This is a genomic window from Sediminibacterium sp. KACHI17, assembly GCF_040362915.1.
In the GTDB taxonomy this organism is placed as follows: domain Bacteria; phylum Bacteroidota; class Bacteroidia; order Chitinophagales; family Chitinophagaceae; genus Sediminibacterium.
Window position 1 is genome coordinate 2,351,934 of record NZ_AP029612.1, and the last position, 21,498, is coordinate 2,373,431.

A 21,498-nucleotide genomic window follows, 5' to 3' on the forward strand; every position below is an offset into this window, starting at 1 on the left:
TAGTAGATACAGTGAATAATAACTGGGCAATAGGAAAAAAGATTTGTGTACTGCAACCCGATTACAGCACTACAAATGTTGATTATAAAAATTATGACCCGCCCAGAGATCTTACTTCATTATTACCCGGTGCAGAGGTTGATCATGTTTTTCTCAATAAGCTTACTACATATCAGCAGCTAAAAGCCTTGCAACACAAAAACTACGATGTATTCGTAAACCTTTGTGAAGGCTATTTAGAATGGGAAGTACCCTCTATTGATGTGATCTATACACTTGAGTTATTAGGCCTGCCATATACAGGTCCGAATACAAAACTCTACGATCCTTCCAAAGAGATCATGAAATATCTGGCATATTGTGAAGGCGTTGCTTCACCGGCATATGTATTGGTGAACCATGTAGATGATCTTGCCAATATTCAAATTCCGTTTCCACTCTTTGTGAAACCTTCAAAAGCGGGAGATAGCCTCGGTATTGATCAGCAATCTGTAGTGCATGATCGAGATGAACTTATCAAACAGGTGCAAACATTATTGCCTGAATATCCACAATTATTGGTGGAACAGTACATTGAAGGAAGGGAGTTCACTGTTTTAGTAGTTGCGGATGCCAATGGAAAAACAGCTACCGCTTTTCAACCAGTAGAATTTATTTTTCCAGAAGGGTATCAATTCAAAACCTATGAATTAAAAACATCTGCCTTACATCCATCCGCCAATATTCCTTGTACGGATCAGATCATCAGTCAAAATTTGAAAGAAGCTGCTGTTAAGATCTTCAAAGGATTTAATGGTGTTGGCTATGCACGATTAGATTTTCGAATGGATGCGAAAAGACAACTCTATTTTCTAGAGATCAATTTTACTTGTTCTGTTTTTTATAGAGATGGTTATGAAGGATCAGCAGATTATATTTTACAATATGATGGAATCGGACAAGCCGGATTTCTAAAAAAAATCATCGAAGAAGGAATTTCACGTCACTTACGCATGCAGAAAAAATATCAGATCAAAGGAAATGCATTGTCTGGTTTCGGTATTTATGCAACCCGATCTATCATGTGTAATGAAGTGATTTTCACTGGCGAAGAACAGTCGCAACGCATTGTCACAAAACGTCATGTCGACATACATTGGAATGATGTTGAAAAAGAAATTTTTCGTCGCTATGCATATCCTTTGAGCAATGAAGTATTTTTGCTGTGGGATAATGATCCTTCGGCATGGGCTCCACAAAACCACAGTTGCCAACCAAACACTGCTTATGATGGCTTGAATGTCATTGCCATCCGACACATACAAGAAGGCGAAGAACTAACCCTCGATTACGCCACATTTTTGGATGAACATATGGAGCCTTTTGACTGCCAATGCGGTTCTTCGAACTGCAGAAAAAGGATCACCGGAACACCGGGCAATACTGTAACAAAAAGAGAAAGTACTCGACGCACTTAAACGAAGTGTCGGCTTAATGGTCCAACTACTAACCCATTCTAGTTGCATCAATGGTCTTACAGGCTATTGTATTTGTGTTGTTATGAAAGTTTTGTGTTATGATCAGAATGAATGTTTTAGGTAAGTTGGTGCAAGTGCACAAATGGAGATTAGGGATCACCTATCTGTTGTTTTCATTGGAAATGACTGGTTCCTTATTACGTCCTTTCTTTTTGGGAATGGCCATCAATGATCTGATGGAACATTCTTACAGAGGATTGATATTATTATCGCTGGTACATTTTATATGGCTGGTGATCGGTACGATCAGACACCGTTATGATACCCGAACCTATTCAGCTATTTACACTTCATTGGTAACAACATTTCTTTCCAAAAAGATCAAATCACAAGAAGTATCTAAACTGAGTGCGCATTCCACATTGGCAAGAGAGTTTGTTGATTTCCTGGAATTCGATCTGGTGTATATCATCGAAGCAGTGTATAATATTCTGGGATCGATGATCTTATTATTCTTTTATCAGTCTTCTGTTGTACTGCTTTGTCTGGTGATATTATTACCGGTGATGACGATCAGTTATTTCTATGGAAAGAAAATGAAACGTCTGACGCAACTGAAGAATGATGAGCTGGAAAGACAGGTGCATGTGATCTCTTCGGGAGACTCTACTGCCATTCATAAACATTTCAATAACCTGCGTAAATGGCAAATACGTATCAGTGATCAGGAAGCCTGGAATTTTGGAGTGATGGAATTGATGGTAATGGTTGTGATCGCATTATCGCTTTTGATCACGAATCAGGTAGCGGGTACCACGGTTTTGGCTGGTAATATCATTGGTATTTATAACTATATCCTGAAGTTCGTTTCAGGATTGGATACGATTCCTTATACCGTACAACGCATCACTGCATTGAATGATATCACACAACGAATCCGTTTACAGGCAGATGAATTTCCGGATGAACCCGATCAGCAGAATGGTACTGCTGTGCACATCATGAAACGATCAGAAACGGCTGCATAAACGGAGATGAGGGTATCTGATAAAATCTTCTTAATTTATACCCTCATTTATCAATAACAAAGCAAGGATCATATGAAAAAACAGCTATTGCTGATGACCACTGCCATTGTGTGTGGAACACTCGCGCAGGCACAAAGACTGAATATGGACAGTCTGGTGAAAGAATCAAAAAAAACAGAACAATGGGAACCCGTTCCCGCCATGGTTACTCCCGGTAAAACCAATGCTGATGCACCTTCTGATGCTATTGTGCTGTTCAATGGGAAAGACCTTAATAGCTTTCAAAAAAAGGGCGGTGGGCAACCTGGTTGGAAAATTGAAAAAGACGGATCATTGACCGTTGTAAAAATGTCTGGTGATATACAAACCAAACAGGGTTTTGGCAGTTGTCAATTACATATTGAATGGAAAGCGCCTGCTGCCATCGCCGGTAATGGTCAATCACGTGGAAATAGCGGTATTTTCTTCATGGGTAAATATGAATTACAAGTATTGGACTCTTATAATAATCCTACATACGTAAATGGACAAGCAGCCAGTATTTATAAGCAACATATTCCTTTGGTGAATGCAAGCAGAAAACCGGGAGAATGGCAATCCTATGATGTGATCTTCACCGCACCACAGTTTTATGCTGATGGACAAATCCAAACACCTGCAAGGATTACTGTATTCCATAATGGAGTGTTGGTGCAAAACAATGTAGAGATCAAGGGTGGAACAGAATGGATTGGTCCGGCCAGCTACAAAAAGCATGGTGATAAAGAACCACTGATCTTGCAAGATCATGGCAATGATGGTGGTAATCCGATGAGTTATAGAAATATTTGGGTGAGAGAACTGTAAAATAAGAAACGGGAAACAATGAAATAGGAAATAAGAAAGGCTATTTGATTACTTTCTTGTTTCCTATTTTCTGTTTCTTACTTCCTGTTTTCTCAGATTACGTAAAAATACCTATTGCCATCCTTACGCTTCTGCCCTTATCTTGCGCACCTGTTAAGAAGAGATATTCATGATGGCATCACCTGCAACTATTTTACAATCTGTTTTTGGTTATACTTCATTCCGGCACAACCAGGAAGCGATCATTGATCACTTGCTAGGCGGAAAAGATGCTTTGGTATTGATGCCTACAGGTGGAGGTAAGAGTTTATGTTATCAGGTACCTGCATTATGTCTGGATGGAGTAACGATCGTTGTAAGTCCGTTGATCGCATTGATGAAAGATCAAGTGGATGCACTATTATTATCAGGTGTCAAAGCAGCTTTTCTCAACAGTACACAACACCCATCAGAACGTGAAGCAATTTTACAACAGCTGCGTAAGAATGAATTGAAGTTGTTGTATGTAGCACCAGAGCGATTGGTAGGTGCTGAGATCAACTTACTTCAGTTTTTGAAAGAACAGGCAACTCCCGCACTCTTTGCCATCGATGAAGCGCATTGTATCAGCCAGTGGGGCCACGATTTCAGACCGGAATACCGCATTCTGCATGAATTGAAAATACAGTTTCCGAACATTCCGGTGATTGCATTGACCGCTACTGCAGATGGACTGACCAAAAAAGATATCGTTGATCAATTACAACTTAAAGATTACCGGGTTTTTGAAAATAGTTTTAACAGACCCAACATTACCTATTACGTAAAACCCAAACGTAATTATTATGATGAACTGTTAGATTATCTGGAAACACACAAAGACGATAGTGGTATCGTTTACTGTTTGAGTAGAAATGCGACCGAAAAATTAGCTGAAGATCTGAAAGCGGATGGGTTTAATGCAGAAGCGTATCATGCAGGACTGGATAAATCAACACGCGATCAACGTCAGGATCTTTTTTTAAAAGATGATATCAAGATCATGGTGGCAACCATTGCTTTTGGAATGGGCATTAATAAAAGTAATGTGCGCTATGTTATTCATGCTGATCTTCCTAAAAATATTGAAGGGTATTATCAGGAAACAGGAAGAGCCGGAAGAGATGGTTTACCAAGTGAAGCCGTTTTATTTTATGGTGCCGGCGATGTGATGAAGTTGAAAAACTTTGCTCAGATCGATAATAATCCCGAGCAAACAAAAATTCTTTTGGATAAGCTCGATAAGATGGTTGCATTTTGTGAGACCAGACAATGCAGAAGAAAGTATTTGCTGAATTATTTTGGTGAGCAAGCCCCTGAGTATTGTGGCACATGTGATACTTGTATTCATAAACCTGAGTTATCAGATCAAACCATTGTAGCGCAAAAGATCATGAGTGCTGTAGCACGCGTGAATGAAAAATTTGGCTTGGGTTATATTGCTGATCTGCTGAGAGGAAGCAATAGTGAAAAAATAAGACCTGAACATAAAGAGTTGAAAGTGTATGGTATCGGAAAAGACAAGCCCAGAGACGAATGGATGCACTATACACGAGAACTTTTATCCAGTGGTTATTTGCAAATGAGCGACAGCCAATATCCGGTTTTGCAGTTGACTGAAAAAAGCAAGGGTGTATTGTTTCGTGGAGAGAAAGTATTCCTACATGCACCTATTCAGATCACAACAGTAAAAGAACCTGTGATTTATCAGCAGTTGCCATATGAAAATGATTTATTTGAGAATCTTAAAAAGCTTCGGAATAAAATTGCACATGAAGAAAATGTACCGGCATATCTGATCTTCAGCGATAGTAGTTTGATTGATCTGGCTACCTATCTACCTTTTACCACTGACGATCTGAGTAAGATATCAGGTTTTGGTGTATATAAAATCGAAAAATATGGGGAAGCGTTTTTAGAGCATGTGCAGGATTATTGCAATGAACAAGGATTAGACACAAGAATAGAGCTGAAGCAACCCAAGCGAGAACGAAAGACCAAGCAACCCAGAGAAAGAGACACAGATACCAAGAAAGTATCGCTGGAATTTTATCAAAGCGGAATGAGCATTACTGATATTGCAGAAAAAAGACTTCTTTCTGTGAATACAATCGAGACACATTTAGCGTTTTATATTTCATCCGGAAAGCTGGATATTAATAATTTTGTACCCCCCGACAAGCAGGAGCTGATCCGTACCGCACTCACAAAATATGGAAAAAGTAGTCTGCGACTTTTGAAAGAAAACCTACCTGAGGAAATTGGTTATGGTGATATCAAATTCACCATAGCAGCAACTGAAATCAATTCATAACAAAGGCGTTTGGATTGCTATAATAAGTTTCATATTCATTAAGTATTATGAAACGATGATGCCATGCGCCATTAAATCAGGAATTATGCATGGAAAGATCACAGTGATGATCGCTGACGATCATCTTGTTTTTCGTGAGGGATTGAAAGAGATGTTGTCGCGTCACCCTGAGCTGATACTCAAAGCAGAAGCATCCAATGGGAAAGAATTGTTATTGAAAGCAAAACAATATGCGCCCGAAGTGATCATTACCGATGTAAAAATGCCACATATGGATGGGATAGAGACCACAAAGAAACTTTGTCGCTCTTATCCTGGAGCAAGGATCATTGCACTCAGTTCTTTTAGTGAAGATCATCTGATCATTGATATGCTCGAAGCGGGAGCCCAAGGCTTTTTATTGAAGGGTATACAAGAGGAGGAATTGATCACCGCTATTAAAGCTGTCTATGATCATAAACCTTATTTTTCTTCTGATATCACAGAAAAGCTGACCCGAATCATTGCCGGGAGATACCATCATAAAAAAGGAGTACAGCATATTGTATTGACAGAGATCGAAAAACAGATCATTATCTTGATCTGTCGCGAACTCACCAGTAAAGAAATAGCCGAACGCTTAGAAGTCGGAAAAAGAACGATTGAAAGCTATCGTATGCGTATCATGGATAAACTGGGAGCCAAAAGTGTGGCCTCGATCATTACGTATGCATTACGGGCCGGTTTGATACACCGAACAGCTTGATTTTATCTTTTTATTGCGCTTAGAAGGGCAGAAAATGAGGTAAAAGGTGGATTTGACTAATTTTTAACCACTTCTGTGCAGCCATTTCTGTTATTTTTGCGCCCTATTGCCATATATTGGCGCAACGAAACGAGACAATGAAAAAATTAGTAGTACTCTTATTGGCTATTTCAGGAACCCTGCTGGCCAACGCTCAGAAGAAAGAAACCAAGACCAAAACAGACTGGAGTAAAATAGATTTAAGTGATCGTCCCGCAGATCATTTCATGATTCAGTACGGTGGTGATTCATGGACGAACCGTCCGGATAGTGTTCGTACCGGAAATGGTTTTAGCAGACACTTCAATATCTATTTTATGATCGACAAGCCTTTCAAGACCAACAAAAAAATGAGTCTGGGTTTAGGTGCGGGTCTGGGAACGAGTAATATCTTCTTTAATAATACACGAGTAGATATCAAATCACCGTCAGCAAGATTACCTTTTACCAGAGTAGATAGTGTAGATCATTTCAAGAAAAACAAACTGACAACCATTTATCTGGAAATTCCTTTGGAGTTGCGTTATTATTCAAACCCTGAAAATCCGGGTAAATCTTGGAAAGCTGCTGTGGGCTTGAAGATCGGTACTTTATTGAAGGCGTATACGAAAGGGAAAAACTACGTGAACAAGAATGGACAAAGTATCTATGGTACCTCTTATGTAGAGAAGCAAAGCAGCAAACGTTTCATCAATGGAACCATGCTTGCAGCTACAGCCAGAATTGGTTATGGTAGTTTGTCGTTGGATGCAGGTTATCAACTGAATTCAGTGTTGAAAGATGGTGTAGGTCCGTCTATGAGAAAATTCTCTGTAGGGATCACCATCAGTGGATTATGATCTGATATATAATTTATTGAAACCCCGCTGAACCTTAGGTATAAGCGGGGTTTTTCTTTTGATGCAAAAAGCAAAGGTTACCTTTGCAAAAAAGAGGAACAGACTTTGATCGAGAAGCAACAAAAAATTAAGGGGGAAGAAACAGCAGTTTTAGTGGGATTGATTCAGAAAGAGCAAACCCAGGAGCAGGTCTATGAATACCTGGATGAACTTGCTTTTTTGGCTGAAACAGCCGGTGCTCAGACTGTACGTAAGTTCACGCAAAAATTACCACATCCCGATAGCAGAACTTTTGTAGGAAAAGGAAAACTGGAAGAGATCAAGACCTATGTAAGTGGTAAAAAAATTGATCTGGTCATCTTCGATGATGAGCTTACCGGTTCACAGATCACCAATATAGAAAAAGAATTAGGAGTAAAGACGATCGATCGAAGCGATTTGATCCTTGACATCTTTGCAAGAAGAGCCAGAACCGCTCAGGCAAAAGTGCAGGTAGAGTTGGCACAATACCAATACTTGTTGCCACGATTGAAAGGTATGTGGAAACACCTGGAAAGACAAGGTGGTGGTATTGGTACCAGAGGTCCGGGTGAAACGGAAATTGAAACAGACCGTCGTATCGTAAAAGACAAGATCTCTTTGCTGAGAAAAAGATTGGCAGAGATCGACAAACAATCATTCACACAACGCAAAGAGAGAGGAGAACTTATCCGTGTATCATTGGTAGGATATACGAACGTAGGGAAGAGTACTTTGATGAATGTGTTGAGTAAGAGTGATGTCTTTGCAGAGAATAAACTCTTTGCAACCCTTGATACCACTACTCGTAAGATCGTTTTTGAAAATACGCCCTTCTTGCTAAGTGATACCGTAGGATTCATTCGTAAACTACCTCACCACCTTGTTGAAAGCTTCAAGAGTACATTGGATGAAGTACGCGAAGCAGATATTTTATTACATGTGGTGGATGCTTCACATCCGCAGTATGAAGATCAGATCGGCGTGGTGAATAAAACTTTACAGGAACTGAAAGCATTCGAGAAACCCATTCTGACCATTTTCAATAAAATGGATCTTTATGAGGAAAAGAATTTCGATGAGTGGCTGGAAGATGAAGTAAAGCAAGAGATCTTATTGGAACTGCGTGAAAAATGGGAGCGTGCAACAGATCATAACTGTGTATTCATATCAGCATTGGAAAGAAAAAATATTGATGCATTGCGAGAGCTGATCCTATCAAAAGTTCGGGATATGTATCAGGTGCGTTATCCGTATAAAACCGTGTATTTCTAAATGTCTTTTTTCAGTTCCACACCTCAATGGCATTTATTGACGACAGCCCCTGAATCTCTGGATTGGCAGTCAAACCAGATGTGTTTGGTAGAAGTTGCGGGCAAAAGAATCACCCTAGCTCGTTTTGAAGATCAATATTTTGCGTTTGCGCATAAATGTCCGCATGCCAGTGGGGTAATGGCGGATGGTTTTATTGATGCCACCGGACAGGTGGTTTGTCCCTTGCACCGTTATCGGTTCAATATCAAAAATGGCCGAAATACCAGTGGAGAAGGCTATTATCTCAAAACCTACCCTCTAGAACAGCGTGAAGACGGCTTATACGTAGCTTTTTGACCAAATTTTTGGATATAGATTTTGCCAGATTGCATTTTTCCCTATTTTTGCCACCCCGAAAGGGAAAACGGTTTACGAAAAGCTCACTTGGTAGAGCATCCCGACAGTAAGTCGGGAGGGTCGCTGGTTCAAGATTAGCTTTAGTAGGTGAATAGTGATTCCCAAATAGCTCAGTTGGTTAGAGCATCTGACTGTTAATCAGAGGGTCGCTGGTTCAAGTCCAGCTTTGGGAGCGAAACCCTTCACAGAAATGTGGAGGGTTTTTTATTGGTCGCCCAACTGATAACAGTGCAGGTTTTATATTTTTAAATATGAAACGACAAACCGCTCTCCTTTTACTACTAGGATTTTTATGGAGCCCGTACTTACTTGCCCAAGAACCCTATGTTCGCATCGCTAAAATTATTGTTGATAGTTCTCAGCTAAAAGAATACCAAGCACTTTTAAAAGAGGGTATTGCAACTTCTGTGAAACTTGAAAAGGGAGTATTGAAAATGTATGCCGTTTATGAAAAAGACAAACCCAATCATGTAACTGTTTTCGAAACTTATGCCAGTAAATCGGCTTATGAAAGTCATATTAAAACAACACACTTCCAGCAATACAAGAACAGTACACAACAAATGGTTCGATCATTGGAACTGATTGATGTAGTACCCATTATTTATGAAAGTAAAAAAGAGTAATTAGTTACCTACTGATCAACTTAAAAGCAATATTTCTTCCCATCCCCTGCATAATAGCCAGATTGATCCACGATACAGCGAACTGTTCGAGTAATTGTACTTTATCTGCTCTGCCAAAATCATAGCAATTTTCAAAACCACAATCGAATGCTAATTGTTTGGCTACTGCTTTTGCTTTTTCATCATCACCTGCCATGAACATATCAATACCTTTTCCATCATAAACAGGGTTCAACATATTTTCAAAGCCGGTTGTATTGAAACATTTTACAACAGAAGCTTTTGTTTGATCGCATAAATAATGATATACAGTAGGATAATTTTCCGGAGTCGTTCTTACTGAATTTGTGGCATCAATGATGATCTTATCTTGTAAGTTGCCCAATGGTACCACTATTCCAGAAATGGCTTGTGGTGGTATGGCAACCAGTATCACTTCAGCTTGTGCAATCGCCTCTGCGATCGTGTGTACACTTGTGTGCTTGTTTCGTAACAGATCTTTTCCTTTGAATTGGTGAATATCCTGAACACCTAAAAATATTTGATGTCCAGCTTCAGCCCACCGAGTAGCCAGCGCGCCGCCTACATTGCCTGTTCCTATAATTGCAATATGCATACTCTAGATTTTTATGTTTGATATCAGATCAGAAATCATGACGAATAAAAATACCCATATTATTCTTTGCCTGTAATGAACCGACACTGTGCTGGTTCAGGTCCATCATCAATCCTCCTGTCCAGTTTGTTTTTTTGAATCCCAATCGTAATCGTTCTGTCACGTTCCAAATACCACTCTTCAGTTGGTATATCGGAAAGACTTCCACTTGCGAAAACAATTTCCATGTATGATCAATGTCAGGTGTATAACGGAACATACCAAAGAGATCCATATTTCCCGATCTTTTGATATCAGCTACCAACCACCCAAAAAATAACCAGTTGCTTTTCTGACGATAGAATTGAACGCCTGTTTTTCCGGTAAAGCCACTATTCAGAAAAGATCCTACCAATACCAGTCCCAAACCAGTTTTAAAATTATACGAAATGGCATTGGTCGAACCCATTAAAGAGCCACTGGTTTTATATCCTGTACTCGCACGGTTTCTACTGAAAAAAAGAAAAGGTGTTGACTGATTCTCTTTATGCTTGAGATACCTGAACCACATCAAATCAACACCACTTCTTTCAGTTCCTCCATATAATTCAACAGATTGTGCTGTGGTATGATTGATACCTACAATTAATATTATAGCAGCTAGAATCCATCTGAACAACATGGATCACTTATTTGAATTGTGTAAGCTTCTGTAAAAATTCATTGGGCTTCACCACAAAGGGTAAATGTGATGTTTCCATGTCAAGTACTTTTTTCACGGTTCCGTTTTCTTTGATCATTTGTTGTTGCAGCTGATACGGAACTGCATTGTCTTGTTGAGTACTGATATAGTATTTAGGAATCTTTGAGAAAGCATCGTTCAGCCTCACTTTATCATTGAAGCCTTTCACAGGCTCAGCCCTGTGGTATTTGATCAATGTTTCTTTCATTTCAGTAGAACAGTCTGCGCAAACCACTTGCGCAAGTGCCTCTTTTTTTATGGAGATCAAGGAATAATCTTTGTTGAATTCAAAAATGTCAATGGCTTTGTTGCCGTAAAATTGATTGTTGATCGATTGTACACTTTCTCCATTTTTGGGTAAGTAAGCTGCAACATAAATCAGCTTATCAATTTTCTCCGGCATCAGTGCGGCTACTTGTGATATGATGACTCCGGCCATCGAATGTCCTACCAGTGTTACTTTTCCTTTGTATTGATGGATAGCATTAATAACATGCTTTACATAATCATTCAAGCCGATTGTTGCACCATAAGTATTATCTGCTCCATGTGCAGGTAAATTCACAACTTCTACATTTGCACGCACAGCTAATTGATTCCTGATGGCACCCCACGCACTTTCATCAGCCCAGGCACCATGTACCAGCACATAAGTTGGGTATCTTTTTTTATCTTCTTCCAAAGCTTTTACAACGAGTCTGGCTGCAAGCTCTCCGGAATTTTGTTGCTGACCTGTGATCAGGTTCCCATCTCTCACGGCATGTGCTTCAAACATTTTCGCAACTTCAAATTTTGTGTTGGGTATTTTTCTCGCTTTATCTTCAATTCGAAATGGTTGGATTTTCATTCCAACATATGCATCCGCATAATTTTCTTCGCTGTTTGCAAAACCTGTCCATCGTTTTCCTTCAACAATATGTTTACCATTGTTCAGTTTTGCATCGAGTAAGACCACTGTACCATGGCAGATCGCTGCGGTAGGTTTGCCTGTCTGATAAAATGCAGAGAAAAAAGAACTGATCTGCTGATTTTTATACCAGGTGTACATGGGGCCTTGTCCACCACATAAGAAAATGGCTTTGTACTCAGTCGGATTTACTTCAGCAAGCTTTAAAGTCTTTTTGGTTAACGCCATTTTCGATGGATCTTTTTTGAATCCTAGTGAGATGTAATCAAACGTAGCATACTTGGCAGCATCTTCAGGATCACTAAAGCCATCAAATTGTAATTCACCACCATCTAAGCTGGCAATGTCAACTGAGTATCCGGCTTCAGAAAATACCCAGTATGGGTGTGTGAGTTCTGCATACCAAACACCGATAGGCCATCCGGTAGTTTTCGAAATACTTGGATTGCTGGCGATCATCAAAATTTTACCATTGTTACCTGCATTGTGTTGTGCAAGTGTAATTGTGGTGGCAAGAGCCAATCCCATGAGCATTACTATTTTTTTCATCGTTTTGTTTTTCTCTCACAAATTTGAATACTGTACCTACATTTGTGATCATATATACTTATATGTATGATACATACTTTTAGGAAAGTAATATGACAATCAATACTATACGATATGCCTGATTTCATTTATAACGGGAGAGTTTACTATAATCCGGTTCAATTAGTGATGGAACAGATAGGAGGAACCTGGAAAGCGCCGATCCTATGGCGATTGAACAACCAAGTCATGCGCTATAGTGAATTGCGAAAAGACATTCCACATATATCAGATAAAATGCTGACTACACAGCTTAGAGAGTTAGAGTTTGACGGTTATATCGAACGCAAAGTTTTTCCTGTGGTTCCACCCAGAACAGAATACTCACTAACGGAAAAAGGAAAAGACATCATGCAACTGATTACTGTTATCAGAAACTATGGACTCAAAATGATCGAAGAGCATCAACGATCTACAACTTAATGTCATTGAACTGTCATGAAAATCATGATCGATCCCGTCTGGATGTTTTAACGTTATCAATACATCCAATCGCTGAAACCCTTGTCAACATTGAATTTTGGGTGTTTGTGATTAATAAACGAAACTTTTTTTTCTGCATTTCGTCAATCGCTTTTCTTTTCTCGTAAGTAAGTGTGTATGATTTCAAAACAACTTGCACCCGATTCAAAAAGAAAATGATGAACAGAAGAATGATAGCCCTTTTATTAGGGACTTTAATTGTAACAACGACAGATGCACAGGAAAAAGAAAGCAAAACCAAGATCGATAGCTCTTTCTTTCATGCAAAATTTTTGCCTGATATCACATTAGTGGGCAGATATACCAAAGCAGATATACATTTCTTGCCAGAAATCGTAGGCACAACGATCAATGCCGGAAAAAAGAATGCCTTGATCATGATGGATAATGTACAAGGCAATGTAGTGACCAATACCATGCGTCAGGTCATGGCCAAAGTACCCGGTATTCAGATCTGGGAAAGTGATCCGAGTGGTATTCAAATTGGTATTGCGGCACGTGGATTGAGTCCGAATCGTAGCTGGGAGTTTAATCTTCGTCAGAATGGTTATGATATCAGTAGCGATCCTTTTGGTTATCCGGAAGCATATTATACACCTCAGTTAAATTCAGTTCAAAGAGTTCAGGTGCTTCGTGGTGCTGCCAGTTTACAGTATGGTCCTCAGTTTGGAGGTATGGTAAACTTCATCATGAAAGATGGAAGTGAGATCAATAAACCGTTCCAATATGAATCACAGCAAACAGCAGGAAGCTTTGGCCTGTTCAATTCTTATAATGCAATCGGTGGTGAAAATGGCAAGACTCATTATTATGCATTTTGGGATCACCGCCGAGGTGATGGCTTTCGTGAGAACAGCGGATTCAAAGTGAACACAGCTTTTGGAAATTTTTCATGGAACATCAATAAGCGATTGAAAGTTGGATTGGAGATCACTCATTTTGATTATGTAAGTCAGCAGCCTGGTGGACTTACAGATGCTCAGTTTGCACAAGATGCCTACAAGAGTTTGCGTCAAAGAAATTGGTTTGAAGTGAAATGGAACATGGCGGCTTTGAATGTTGATTATACGATCAATGATAAGAGCAGATTGAATGTAAAGACTTTTGCCATGACAGGTGATCGTAACAGTGTTGGTTTTATGCAGACACCTAATATTGCTGATACCATCAATGCTACCACACTGCGCTATAATAATCGCAGAGTAGATATCGATCGATACAGAAATTTTGGAATAGAAGCTCGTTATATTACCGACTATCAGATCGGTAAGATGAGAAATACTTTATCTGCAGGTATTCGTTATTTCAGAGGAAGAACAGATCGTTTACAAAATGGGAAAGGGGATACAGGATCAGATTATAACCTGAATATTCTCGAACCGTTTCCAACAGATTTAAATTTTATCACGAACAATACAGCCTTCTTTGCTGAAAACATGTTCAGAATCGGAGACAAACTTGTGATCATACCCGGTGTGCGTGTAGAAAATATTCAGAATGAAGCAGATGGCAGAGTAGGCCTCAGCGGCAATACCGAATTAAAAATCAACAATCAAAATAGAACTCGTCGTTTTGTTCTTCCGGGCGTAGGAGCTGAATATCATATCGGTCAAACAGAGATCTATGCGAACTATTCACAAGCATATCGTCCGGTATTATTCAGTGATTTAACGGGTAATCCGACAACAGATGTGATCGATCAGAATTTGAAAGATGCAAAAGGATACAATATTGATCTCGGTTATCGTGGACGTATCAAAGAATATCTCTTCTTTGATGTAAGTGGTTATTTGTTACAATACAATAATCGAATCGGGTTGATCGCTCAGCAAAGATTAGATGGTAGCTTTTATAATCTCCGTACCAATGTAGGCAATAGTCGCAGCAGAGGTGTGGAAGCATTGGTAGAGTTTAGTCCATTCAAAGCCTGGGGAGTAAAACCAGTATTCGGAAACCTTACTGTATTTGTTTCATTGGCATTCATCAATGCGCAGTATGATAATCTACGTGTGATCACTCGTCAGGGAAATACATTGGTGGAATCTAATCTGAAAAACAAAAAAGTAGAAAATGCACCGGAAAGAATTTATCGTACCGGCATCACCTACAGCAGAAAACAATTAACGGTTACTGCACAATACAGTTATGTATCAGAAGCATACAGCGACGCGAATAATACTATTATACCAACATCAAATGGTGTGAATGGATTGATCCCAGCGTATGATGTGGTAGATATCAGTGGTACTTATAAATTCAGTGAAAAGTTCTTTATCAAAGGAGGTATCAATAATGTACTCGGAGAAAAATATTTTACACGAAGAGCAGGTGGTTATCCAGGTCCGGGCTTGATGGCGGCCGAGCCAAGAAATTTCTTTATGACATTGGGCGTAAAGCTCTAAATAAAAACCCCGAATTTTATTCGGGGTTTTTATTTACGCTATTTCCTTCTTCTTGAATATTGCAAAATAAATATCTGCTCTGATCTCAAACCCCAGCTTTTCATACAGTTTGATCGCACCTGCATTGTCTTGTCGCACATGTAAAAACGGTGTTTTACCTGCATCATAAATACCGGAACATACTTGTTGCGTGAGGGCTGCTGCATATCCTTTTCCCAGATGTGCAGGATCTGTACAGATAGCGCTCACTTCTGTAAAATGATGGGTCTGCAAGCGTTGTCCGGCCATAGAAACCAGTTGATCCTCTTCAAAAATGCCATAATAATGACCAAATTCAATGGTTTTATTACCAAAAGGACCAGGCTTGATTTTTTCGGTAAGCTTTAGCATTTGCGGAACATCTTCATTAGATAACTTTCTAATGATAGCATGATGTGGGTGTTGATTAGAAAATGTTTTCGTAGCAACCATCTGATACAGTGGTAATGATAACTGTATCTGTATCGTATCTGGAATTGTTATTTCTCTGGCGATCAAAACAAAAAAAGATCTATCTGCGGGAAGATATTGCTGTAGTGCATCATGATCTTTTTGATCCCAGTTCTTGAGTGCAAATAAAGGAGAGATTTCTTTCGGAAAATATTTTAGTTGATCAGTACCTGCATTCAGGTATTGTTGATGCGTACTCAAAGCTTCCCATATGGCGTTATCAAGAACATTGACCATACTATAAAGGTAACAGTACTCATGAAACCATTCTTCATCGTGATAAAAAAGTTAAAGCAATTACTGCGGCATTTCTATCCCGATCTTTTGTGTAATTTCAAGACAAATTCTTGATCATGCGAAAGATAGTGATTGTAATAAGTATGCAATGCCTGATGGTATTATCGGCTGTAATTACACAAGCGCAAGAGTGGACACCCGAGCAACAGGTGGAATTATTCGGTTATTGTGAGAAACCTGCTTTGATCAAACAGTTGAAAATATCGGAAGCAGTAGCAGATAAAATTGGACAGATTCATTACTGGGCCAGACTTACAAAGATCAAGATCGAAGCGAATGCCAGTGATACTTTTGCTACGGCAGGGGAGGTAGAGGAAGAAGTAGTAAAGAAATATCGGTCACTTTCTTTGTCAAGTGATCAGGTTAAATCATTGGTAGAGCGCAGAAAGAAAAGTTTAACCGAGCCTTGTGAAGTCATCACATTGACGGTGAATCGCAATTATGATACGATCGCTAAACCGCAATTACAATTGCAGTTTCGCAATAAATTCAGACGTACACTAATGGATAAACTGGAAGTAAATGGAAAGCAGGCTGATATGTTGATAGAAGCAGAGGTATGGAAACAAAAAGAAGCATTAGAGATTGCCAAAATACCAGAAACCGATTTTGAACGTATTCGTAAAACAGTATCGATGTACAAAGAGTTAGAACGGAAATACGGTTTTATCGGTATTACAGAACAGCAGAAGGAATGGGCAAAGAGTATTTTCAAAGGCTCAGAGTGATAGGATCTAAGGATCATTCATATCGGTTTTCATCTTTTGTATCGTTGTGCACTTCAAAATCATGATAGAGTTCTTCTTCTAATGTTTTTCGATCGATCCTACTTCTGTATACAAGGAATATAATCAGTGCGCTGGAGATAAGTAAAGTGAGTACGATCAATCCAAGCTGCATATATAGACTTTCTTTAAAGTTACCTGACTTTTATCAGTGTATTGCTATGAATGTTCCGTTACCTTGCGCTCTTAACCCTTAGAAATGAAATTGGAAGAAATCCTTTTGAACAGAAGTAATCAATCGTGTGAGTTATGTTCCTCAAAAGCATCTTTACAGATGTATAAGGTTCCGCCGCAAGACCATGCTTATGCTGAGAATACCGTCATGATCTGTAGTAAATGTCTGGCACAGGTAGAGAAGAAAGAGCCATTAGACTATGACCATTGGCGATCACTTACCGAAACCATGTGGAGTGAAATTCCCGGCGTACAAGTCATGGCATGGAGAATGCTGAATCGACTCAGTAAAGAAAGTTGGGCTGCAGACCAATTAGATATGTTATATCTCGATGAAGAAAACCTCTCTTGGGCTAAAGCCACCGGTGATCATGAAAATGATGGTGAAGCAGAGTTGCACACGGATGCCTATGGAAATTTTTTGCAGGAAGGTGATACGGTGATCCTTACAAAGTCATTGGATATAAAAGGTACGAGTATGAGTGCCAAAGTAGGAACGGTAGTGAAAAATATCCGATTGGTAAAAGACAATAAAGAACAAATTGAAGGAAAGATAGAAGGGCAGATGATTGTGATATTGACGAAGTATCTAAAAAAACAGGGGTAATGTCCTTGGCCATCTTTTAAATGGTCTGGAAAATTAAGTTCAATTCATTATTTTTGCCGCCTCAACCGCAAGGTTGGGGCCTATAGCTCAGCTGGTTAGAGCACCTGACTCATAATCAGGGGGTCCCTGGTTCAAGCCCAGGTGGGCCCACAAAACCCATTGAAATTTTCAATGGGTTTTTTATTGTATCAATATGGCGATCTCCCGACCTATATCGGATGAGTTAAAAAAGAATATCACTTAAAATGAAAAACCTATTTATTAAATCACAAGATGGAATTGATATTCATTGTCTTGTATCAGAGCCGAAAACAACTGCACTAATATTTGTACATGGATGGCTTGGAAATGCCAATTGGTGGAATCATCAACAAGTTTATTTTGAAAAAACATATAGGGTAGTTCAAATCGATTTGCCTGGCAGAGGACAATCTGGAAATGGACGTAAGAAATGGTCTTCCACCCAATATGCCTACGATATTAAAGCTGTTGCTGATAGTATTGAGGCAGAAAAAATTATTTTAATAGGGCATTCTATGTCTGGACCTTATGTACTAGAGGCCTCATTAATGATTCCTCAAACTAAAATGGTCGTCTTAGTTGATACCTTGAAGAATATGGATCAGCTAATGAATTATCAGCAAGCAAATAAATTGCTCTTTACCGCATATCGAAATGACTTTAGTGAAGCAATAAAACAGCTTTTACCTAAATTTCTATACTCACCGGCTACTCCTATTTCAATTATAAAACAATTGGAATATGAATTTTTACGAAGTACGCCTGAATATGCGATAGATTCAATTGGTCCACTTTACAAAATGGCAATCACTGAAATAGCGAAACAAATTCAAATCCCAGTCAGGGCAATTAATTCTGACCTTACCCCTACGATCAAAAGTTCACTTAAGAAATACCTTAAAAATTTTGAATTTGAAGTTATTCCCGGAACAGGGCACTACCCCATGCTTGAAAAGCCAAATGAGTTTAATGTTGCATTAGAAAAGATACTGCGAGAAGTATCTGAATCGATTTAATGGAACATAAGTACTGCAACAACAACAATACATACACCTGTTAATAGTGCTAATTTTCCAAAAAGTTCCATTTTTTTGAATTGCATCTCTGTATCACCAACTTTGGCTTTACTTCCAGCATGTCCTATTAGTGTAATTAATATAACCAATATCAACACTAAGGCCAATTTGATCACTAATAAAGGCATCATCAAAATACTATTCCAATATGGGTTTATCAAATACACGCCCGAGATTAACAATAAGGTTATTCCTAAATAACCCATTTTACTTAAAGCCAATATCTGTAGACGAAAATTTACTGCATCATTGACGGTCATCTTAGAAGTTACCGAACTTAAAAAAGCGTTTGCGAAACCTGTACCTAAACCCATTGTCAATCCTATAAAATGGAGAATCATCATTACATCTTTCATTCTTTTATTTTTTATTGTTATGATATAACCCAATAATAATTATTTCACTATTAAGCTTTTCATCGTATCAAATATCAATGCAACATCTTTTTCGGTAGTACGCCAATTTACAAAAGCAGCACGAATACACATTTTACCTTTATAAACAGTTGGGGTCATAAAAACTTTACCGGAAGCTGTTAAACGATGGAGGAATTGTTGCAGTTTTGATGGGTCATCATTATTAGCCAAAGTAAAACAAACCGTATTCAAACGAACTGGGGCTAATAAAATAAAATCTTCTGTTGATTGAATTTTTTGGCCAAGTAATCGTGCATTTGCAATGCTTCTTAATACTATCTCCTGGTATCCCATTTTACCGTAAGCCATTAAAGTGAACCATGCTGGTAATGCTCTCATCCTTCGTGAATTTTCAGGTAAAAAATTTAAGTAAGAAAAATTTTCTAAAGGATCTCCCAAATAAGGAGCATTGGAGTTTTGAAAAGTCTCAACTTGTAGATATCTATGTTCTTCCCTTATTAGGAAAACCCCACTATCGTATGGAACATTCAACCATTTATGACAATCAATAGTAATACTATCAGCTAATTCCCACCCCTTTAGTAAGTAAGCATATTCAGATGTACATGCTGCAAATGCGCCAAATGCAGCGTCAATATGCCACCAAAAATTGTATTTTCTTTTTAACAAAGAAATTGCGTGCATATCGTCAAAATCAACTGTATTTACGGTGCCACCACTGCTGATTAATAATGCGGGCTCTCCATTCAATGCTATTAATTGTTCTTCGAGTAGTTGAACATCAATAGATTCTCGATCTTCTGATATAGTATCCAACATGAGTATATTACTGCTGCCTATGCCTAACATTGAAAGGCACTTTATTGAAGATGAGTGAGGTGTGGCGGCTATTATTTTATATGATTGTGTAACACCATGGAGGGCAACATTCTGACTTAGTTGCTTTCCGAGCCATTGACGAGCCACTGCAAGACAAGTAAAATTAGACATCGTAGCTCCTGTTACAAACCCCCCCATATAGACGTGTGGTAAATTCAATAATTCAAGTATAAGCTTGATTGTATTCAACTCAATTTGTGCAGAAACATCACCGTTACCCCTTACTGATTGTGTATTTTGGTCATATATACTTACTAACCAATCTCCAACTAATGCAGCGGGTGTTGTTCCTCCGGTTACAAATCCTAAATATCTTGGACCAGCTGATGCTACCATCAATTTTTCAATATTATCGTTGAACATATTTAGTGTAGCTAAAGTACCTAAACCTTCTTCTGGCAATACTGATGCTTCTATAGTACTGATGTTTGTAACTGTAGACCTATTTGGCAACTGGCTTAAAAAATCTAAAGATTGCTTTTTAGTGATATCCAATATAGAACTTAGGTTATCTCTATCTTGATTAAGTTGTGTGTACATGGTTTGATTAAATAGTGTATAAGATATTATAGATCTATAGTAAGAAAAGTGGTCACTAAAACCAATCATTTTATAGATGAAAGGAGTCTATCCATTCTTTAGCAACTGTTTCATCTGTAAAAAAACGTTCTGTTTCACAGCTGTACAATTCATCATATTTTTTGATCTTACTTTCATCCTGATGTATGTGTGCTGCGGCTTTACATTGAATATTTCTGGTTGTATTAGTTTTTACTGATACTTCAGGAAACATATCTAAATACCCCACTCTCCACCCATAATTTAGTAGTGTACCGGGAATCACATCACGAAATACTTTATGCACTTCAAAATTAACCGCCTTAAATCCGTAGAGATTTACATAAATTTTGAATTCGCTATTATCAGGGATCTGGTTTAATGTTTCTATTAATGATAATTTCCATTGAATTATATCTTGTAAATCTGCATTACCACTGATCTGGGTAGAAACTAACTTTTGACTTGGATACCATTTTGAATTTACAGTTACCATAACAGCTGATATAGGTTTATTAATAATTAACAGCATTGAATATTTAGCAAAAATCTTTAGGCTTATAAAATTGATTATTATATAATTGATACTTAGATGTATAAGATTTTTAGGCTACTATGAATTAATTTAATAGAAGAGGCATATTAGAATAATAGCACTTAAATAATATTACTTGATCCTAAAATTTAGAATCTTGTTATCCAAAATGAATAATACATTCGTTTTAATTTTTTAACCCAAACTCGTAGAATGACTGATCATAATATATATAAGACTTGCTCTAACTACTATTGCTTTTACTGATTACTAAATTGAGGTAAAACACTCAACTGTTGTTTCAATTTTAATTGTACTTAGTAAAAATCAATATCAAGAGGATATGCGGGTTTGCAAATTAGAAGAGAGTAAAATATTAAAC

Annotated in this window: 22 protein-coding genes and 2 tRNA genes; 16 read left to right on the forward strand and 8 right to left on the reverse strand. The window is 38.3% G+C overall.

The genetic code is table 11. The annotated features are described in order from the left end of the window. Positions 1–11 precede the first annotated feature (11 nt). The 10 genes from ABXG83_RS10455 to ABXG83_RS10500 all read left to right on the forward strand — a co-directional run bounded on the left by ABXG83_RS10455 (position 12) and on the right by ABXG83_RS10500 (position 9,601). On the forward strand, positions 12–1,457 hold the full coding sequence (locus ABXG83_RS10455; RefSeq protein WP_353548806.1) for an SET domain-containing protein-lysine N-methyltransferase: 1,446 nt from the start codon (positions 12–14) through the stop codon (positions 1,455–1,457). Between the two features lie 98 nt (positions 1,458–1,555). Further along, positions 1,556–2,485, forward strand: coding sequence for an ABC transporter six-transmembrane domain-containing protein (locus ABXG83_RS10460; RefSeq protein WP_353548807.1), 930 nt, complete (start codon positions 1,556–1,558; stop codon positions 2,483–2,485). Between the two features lie 72 nt (positions 2,486–2,557). After that, positions 2,558–3,331 carry a DUF1080 domain-containing protein gene (locus ABXG83_RS10465; protein ID WP_353548808.1) on the forward strand — a complete coding sequence of 258 codons (774 nt, stop codon included), beginning with the start codon at positions 2,558–2,560 and terminating at the stop codon, positions 3,329–3,331. Between the two features lie 169 nt (positions 3,332–3,500). Further along, positions 3,501–5,663 carry a DNA helicase RecQ gene (gene recQ, locus ABXG83_RS10470; protein ID WP_353548809.1) on the forward strand — a complete coding sequence of 721 codons (2,163 nt, stop codon included), beginning with the start codon at positions 3,501–3,503 and terminating at the stop codon, positions 5,661–5,663. A gap of 85 nt (positions 5,664–5,748) precedes the next feature. Further along, the gene (locus tag ABXG83_RS10475) at positions 5,749–6,408 is read left to right on the forward strand and encodes a response regulator transcription factor (protein WP_353548810.1); all 660 of its coding nucleotides are present in this window, start codon (positions 5,749–5,751) and stop codon (positions 6,406–6,408) included. 137 nt (positions 6,409–6,545) lie between these two features. Further along, positions 6,546–7,286 (forward strand): outer membrane beta-barrel protein, encoded by a 741-nt coding sequence (locus tag ABXG83_RS10480; RefSeq protein ID WP_353548811.1) that lies wholly within the window; start codon positions 6,546–6,548, stop codon positions 7,284–7,286. 105 nt (positions 7,287–7,391) lie between these two features. Next, entirely contained in the window at positions 7,392–8,579 is a 1,188-nt protein-coding gene (gene hflX / locus ABXG83_RS10485) for a GTPase HflX (RefSeq protein WP_353548812.1), read from the forward strand. Next, on the forward strand, positions 8,580–8,915 hold the full coding sequence (locus tag ABXG83_RS10490; protein WP_353548813.1) for a Rieske 2Fe-2S domain-containing protein: 336 nt from the start codon (positions 8,580–8,582) through the stop codon (positions 8,913–8,915). 159 nt (positions 8,916–9,074) lie between these two features. After that, positions 9,075–9,148 (forward strand) — tRNA-Asn (locus tag ABXG83_RS10495). Positions 9,149–9,226: 78 nt separating this feature from the next. Beyond that, the gene (locus tag ABXG83_RS10500) at positions 9,227–9,601 is read left to right on the forward strand and encodes an antibiotic biosynthesis monooxygenase (RefSeq protein ID WP_353548814.1); all 375 of its coding nucleotides are present in this window, start codon (positions 9,227–9,229) and stop codon (positions 9,599–9,601) included. A 4-nt stretch (positions 9,602–9,605) separates the two neighbouring features. Here the strand turns inward: ABXG83_RS10500 and ABXG83_RS10505 are convergent, their stop codons facing one another. Genes ABXG83_RS10505 through ABXG83_RS10515 form a run of 3 tightly spaced genes read right to left on the reverse strand, consistent with a single transcriptional unit; the run spans position 9,606 to position 12,394 of the window. Then, on the reverse strand, positions 9,606–10,217 hold the full coding sequence (locus tag ABXG83_RS10505; protein WP_353548815.1) for an NAD(P)-binding domain-containing protein: 612 nt from the start codon (positions 10,215–10,217) through the stop codon (positions 9,606–9,608). A 28-nt stretch (positions 10,218–10,245) separates the two neighbouring features. Then, the gene (locus ABXG83_RS10510) at positions 10,246–10,878 is read right to left on the reverse strand and encodes a hypothetical protein (RefSeq protein WP_353548816.1); all 633 of its coding nucleotides are present in this window, start codon (positions 10,876–10,878) and stop codon (positions 10,246–10,248) included. Positions 10,879–10,885: 7 nt separating this feature from the next. Next, on the reverse strand, positions 10,886–12,394 hold the full coding sequence (locus ABXG83_RS10515) for an alpha/beta fold hydrolase (protein ID WP_353548817.1): 1,509 nt from the start codon (positions 12,392–12,394) through the stop codon (positions 10,886–10,888). A gap of 114 nt (positions 12,395–12,508) precedes the next feature. Here ABXG83_RS10515 and ABXG83_RS10520 point away from each other — a divergent pair, with 114 nt between their 5' ends. Beyond that, positions 12,509–12,856 carry a helix-turn-helix domain-containing protein gene (locus ABXG83_RS10520; protein WP_353548818.1) on the forward strand — a complete coding sequence of 116 codons (348 nt, stop codon included), beginning with the start codon at positions 12,509–12,511 and terminating at the stop codon, positions 12,854–12,856. Between the two features lie 218 nt (positions 12,857–13,074). Then, positions 13,075–15,318 (forward strand): TonB-dependent receptor, encoded by a 2,244-nt coding sequence (locus tag ABXG83_RS10525; RefSeq protein ID WP_353548819.1) that lies wholly within the window; start codon positions 13,075–13,077, stop codon positions 15,316–15,318. Between the two features lie 33 nt (positions 15,319–15,351). Here the strand turns inward: ABXG83_RS10525 and ABXG83_RS10530 are convergent, their stop codons facing one another. Next, positions 15,352–16,044 carry a GNAT family N-acetyltransferase gene (locus ABXG83_RS10530; RefSeq protein WP_353548820.1) on the reverse strand — a complete coding sequence of 231 codons (693 nt, stop codon included), beginning with the start codon at positions 16,042–16,044 and terminating at the stop codon, positions 15,352–15,354. Positions 16,045–16,160: 116 nt separating this feature from the next. Here ABXG83_RS10530 and ABXG83_RS10535 point away from each other — a divergent pair, with 116 nt between their 5' ends. Then, on the forward strand, positions 16,161–16,832 hold the full coding sequence (locus ABXG83_RS10535) for a hypothetical protein (RefSeq protein WP_353548821.1): 672 nt from the start codon (positions 16,161–16,163) through the stop codon (positions 16,830–16,832). Positions 16,833–16,845: 13 nt separating this feature from the next. Here the strand turns inward: ABXG83_RS10535 and ABXG83_RS10540 are convergent, their stop codons facing one another. Continuing rightward, complete coding sequence (locus ABXG83_RS10540) at positions 16,846–17,004, reverse strand: hypothetical protein (RefSeq protein WP_353548822.1); 159 nt, start codon at positions 17,002–17,004, stop codon at positions 16,846–16,848. 84 nt (positions 17,005–17,088) lie between these two features. Between ABXG83_RS10540 and ABXG83_RS10545 the strand changes: the two genes are divergently transcribed. The 3 genes from ABXG83_RS10545 to ABXG83_RS10555 all read left to right on the forward strand — a co-directional run bounded on the left by ABXG83_RS10545 (position 17,089) and on the right by ABXG83_RS10555 (position 18,707). Next, the gene (locus tag ABXG83_RS10545) at positions 17,089–17,670 is read left to right on the forward strand and encodes a PhnA domain-containing protein (protein ID WP_353548823.1); all 582 of its coding nucleotides are present in this window, start codon (positions 17,089–17,091) and stop codon (positions 17,668–17,670) included. A 76-nt stretch (positions 17,671–17,746) separates the two neighbouring features. Continuing rightward, positions 17,747–17,820 (forward strand) — tRNA-Ile (locus ABXG83_RS10550). Between the two features lie 95 nt (positions 17,821–17,915). Further along, positions 17,916–18,707, forward strand: coding sequence for an alpha/beta hydrolase (locus tag ABXG83_RS10555; protein WP_353548825.1), 792 nt, complete (start codon positions 17,916–17,918; stop codon positions 18,705–18,707). Here the strand turns inward: ABXG83_RS10555 and ABXG83_RS10560 are convergent. The 3 genes from ABXG83_RS10560 to ABXG83_RS10570 form a co-directional block, all read right to left on the reverse strand. Continuing rightward, on the reverse strand, positions 18,704–19,123 hold the full coding sequence (locus tag ABXG83_RS10560; RefSeq protein ID WP_353548826.1) for a hypothetical protein: 420 nt from the start codon (positions 19,121–19,123) through the stop codon (positions 18,704–18,706). The two genes, ABXG83_RS10555 and ABXG83_RS10560, sit on opposite strands and share 4 nt — an antisense overlap. Before the next feature lie 39 nt (positions 19,124–19,162). Further along, positions 19,163–20,563, reverse strand: coding sequence for a pyridoxal-dependent decarboxylase (locus ABXG83_RS10565; protein ID WP_353548828.1), 1,401 nt, complete (start codon positions 20,561–20,563; stop codon positions 19,163–19,165). A 70-nt stretch (positions 20,564–20,633) separates the two neighbouring features. Further along, positions 20,634–21,077 (reverse strand): hypothetical protein, encoded by a 444-nt coding sequence (locus ABXG83_RS10570; protein ID WP_353548829.1) that lies wholly within the window; start codon positions 21,075–21,077, stop codon positions 20,634–20,636. Positions 21,078–21,498: the final 421 nt, after the last annotated feature.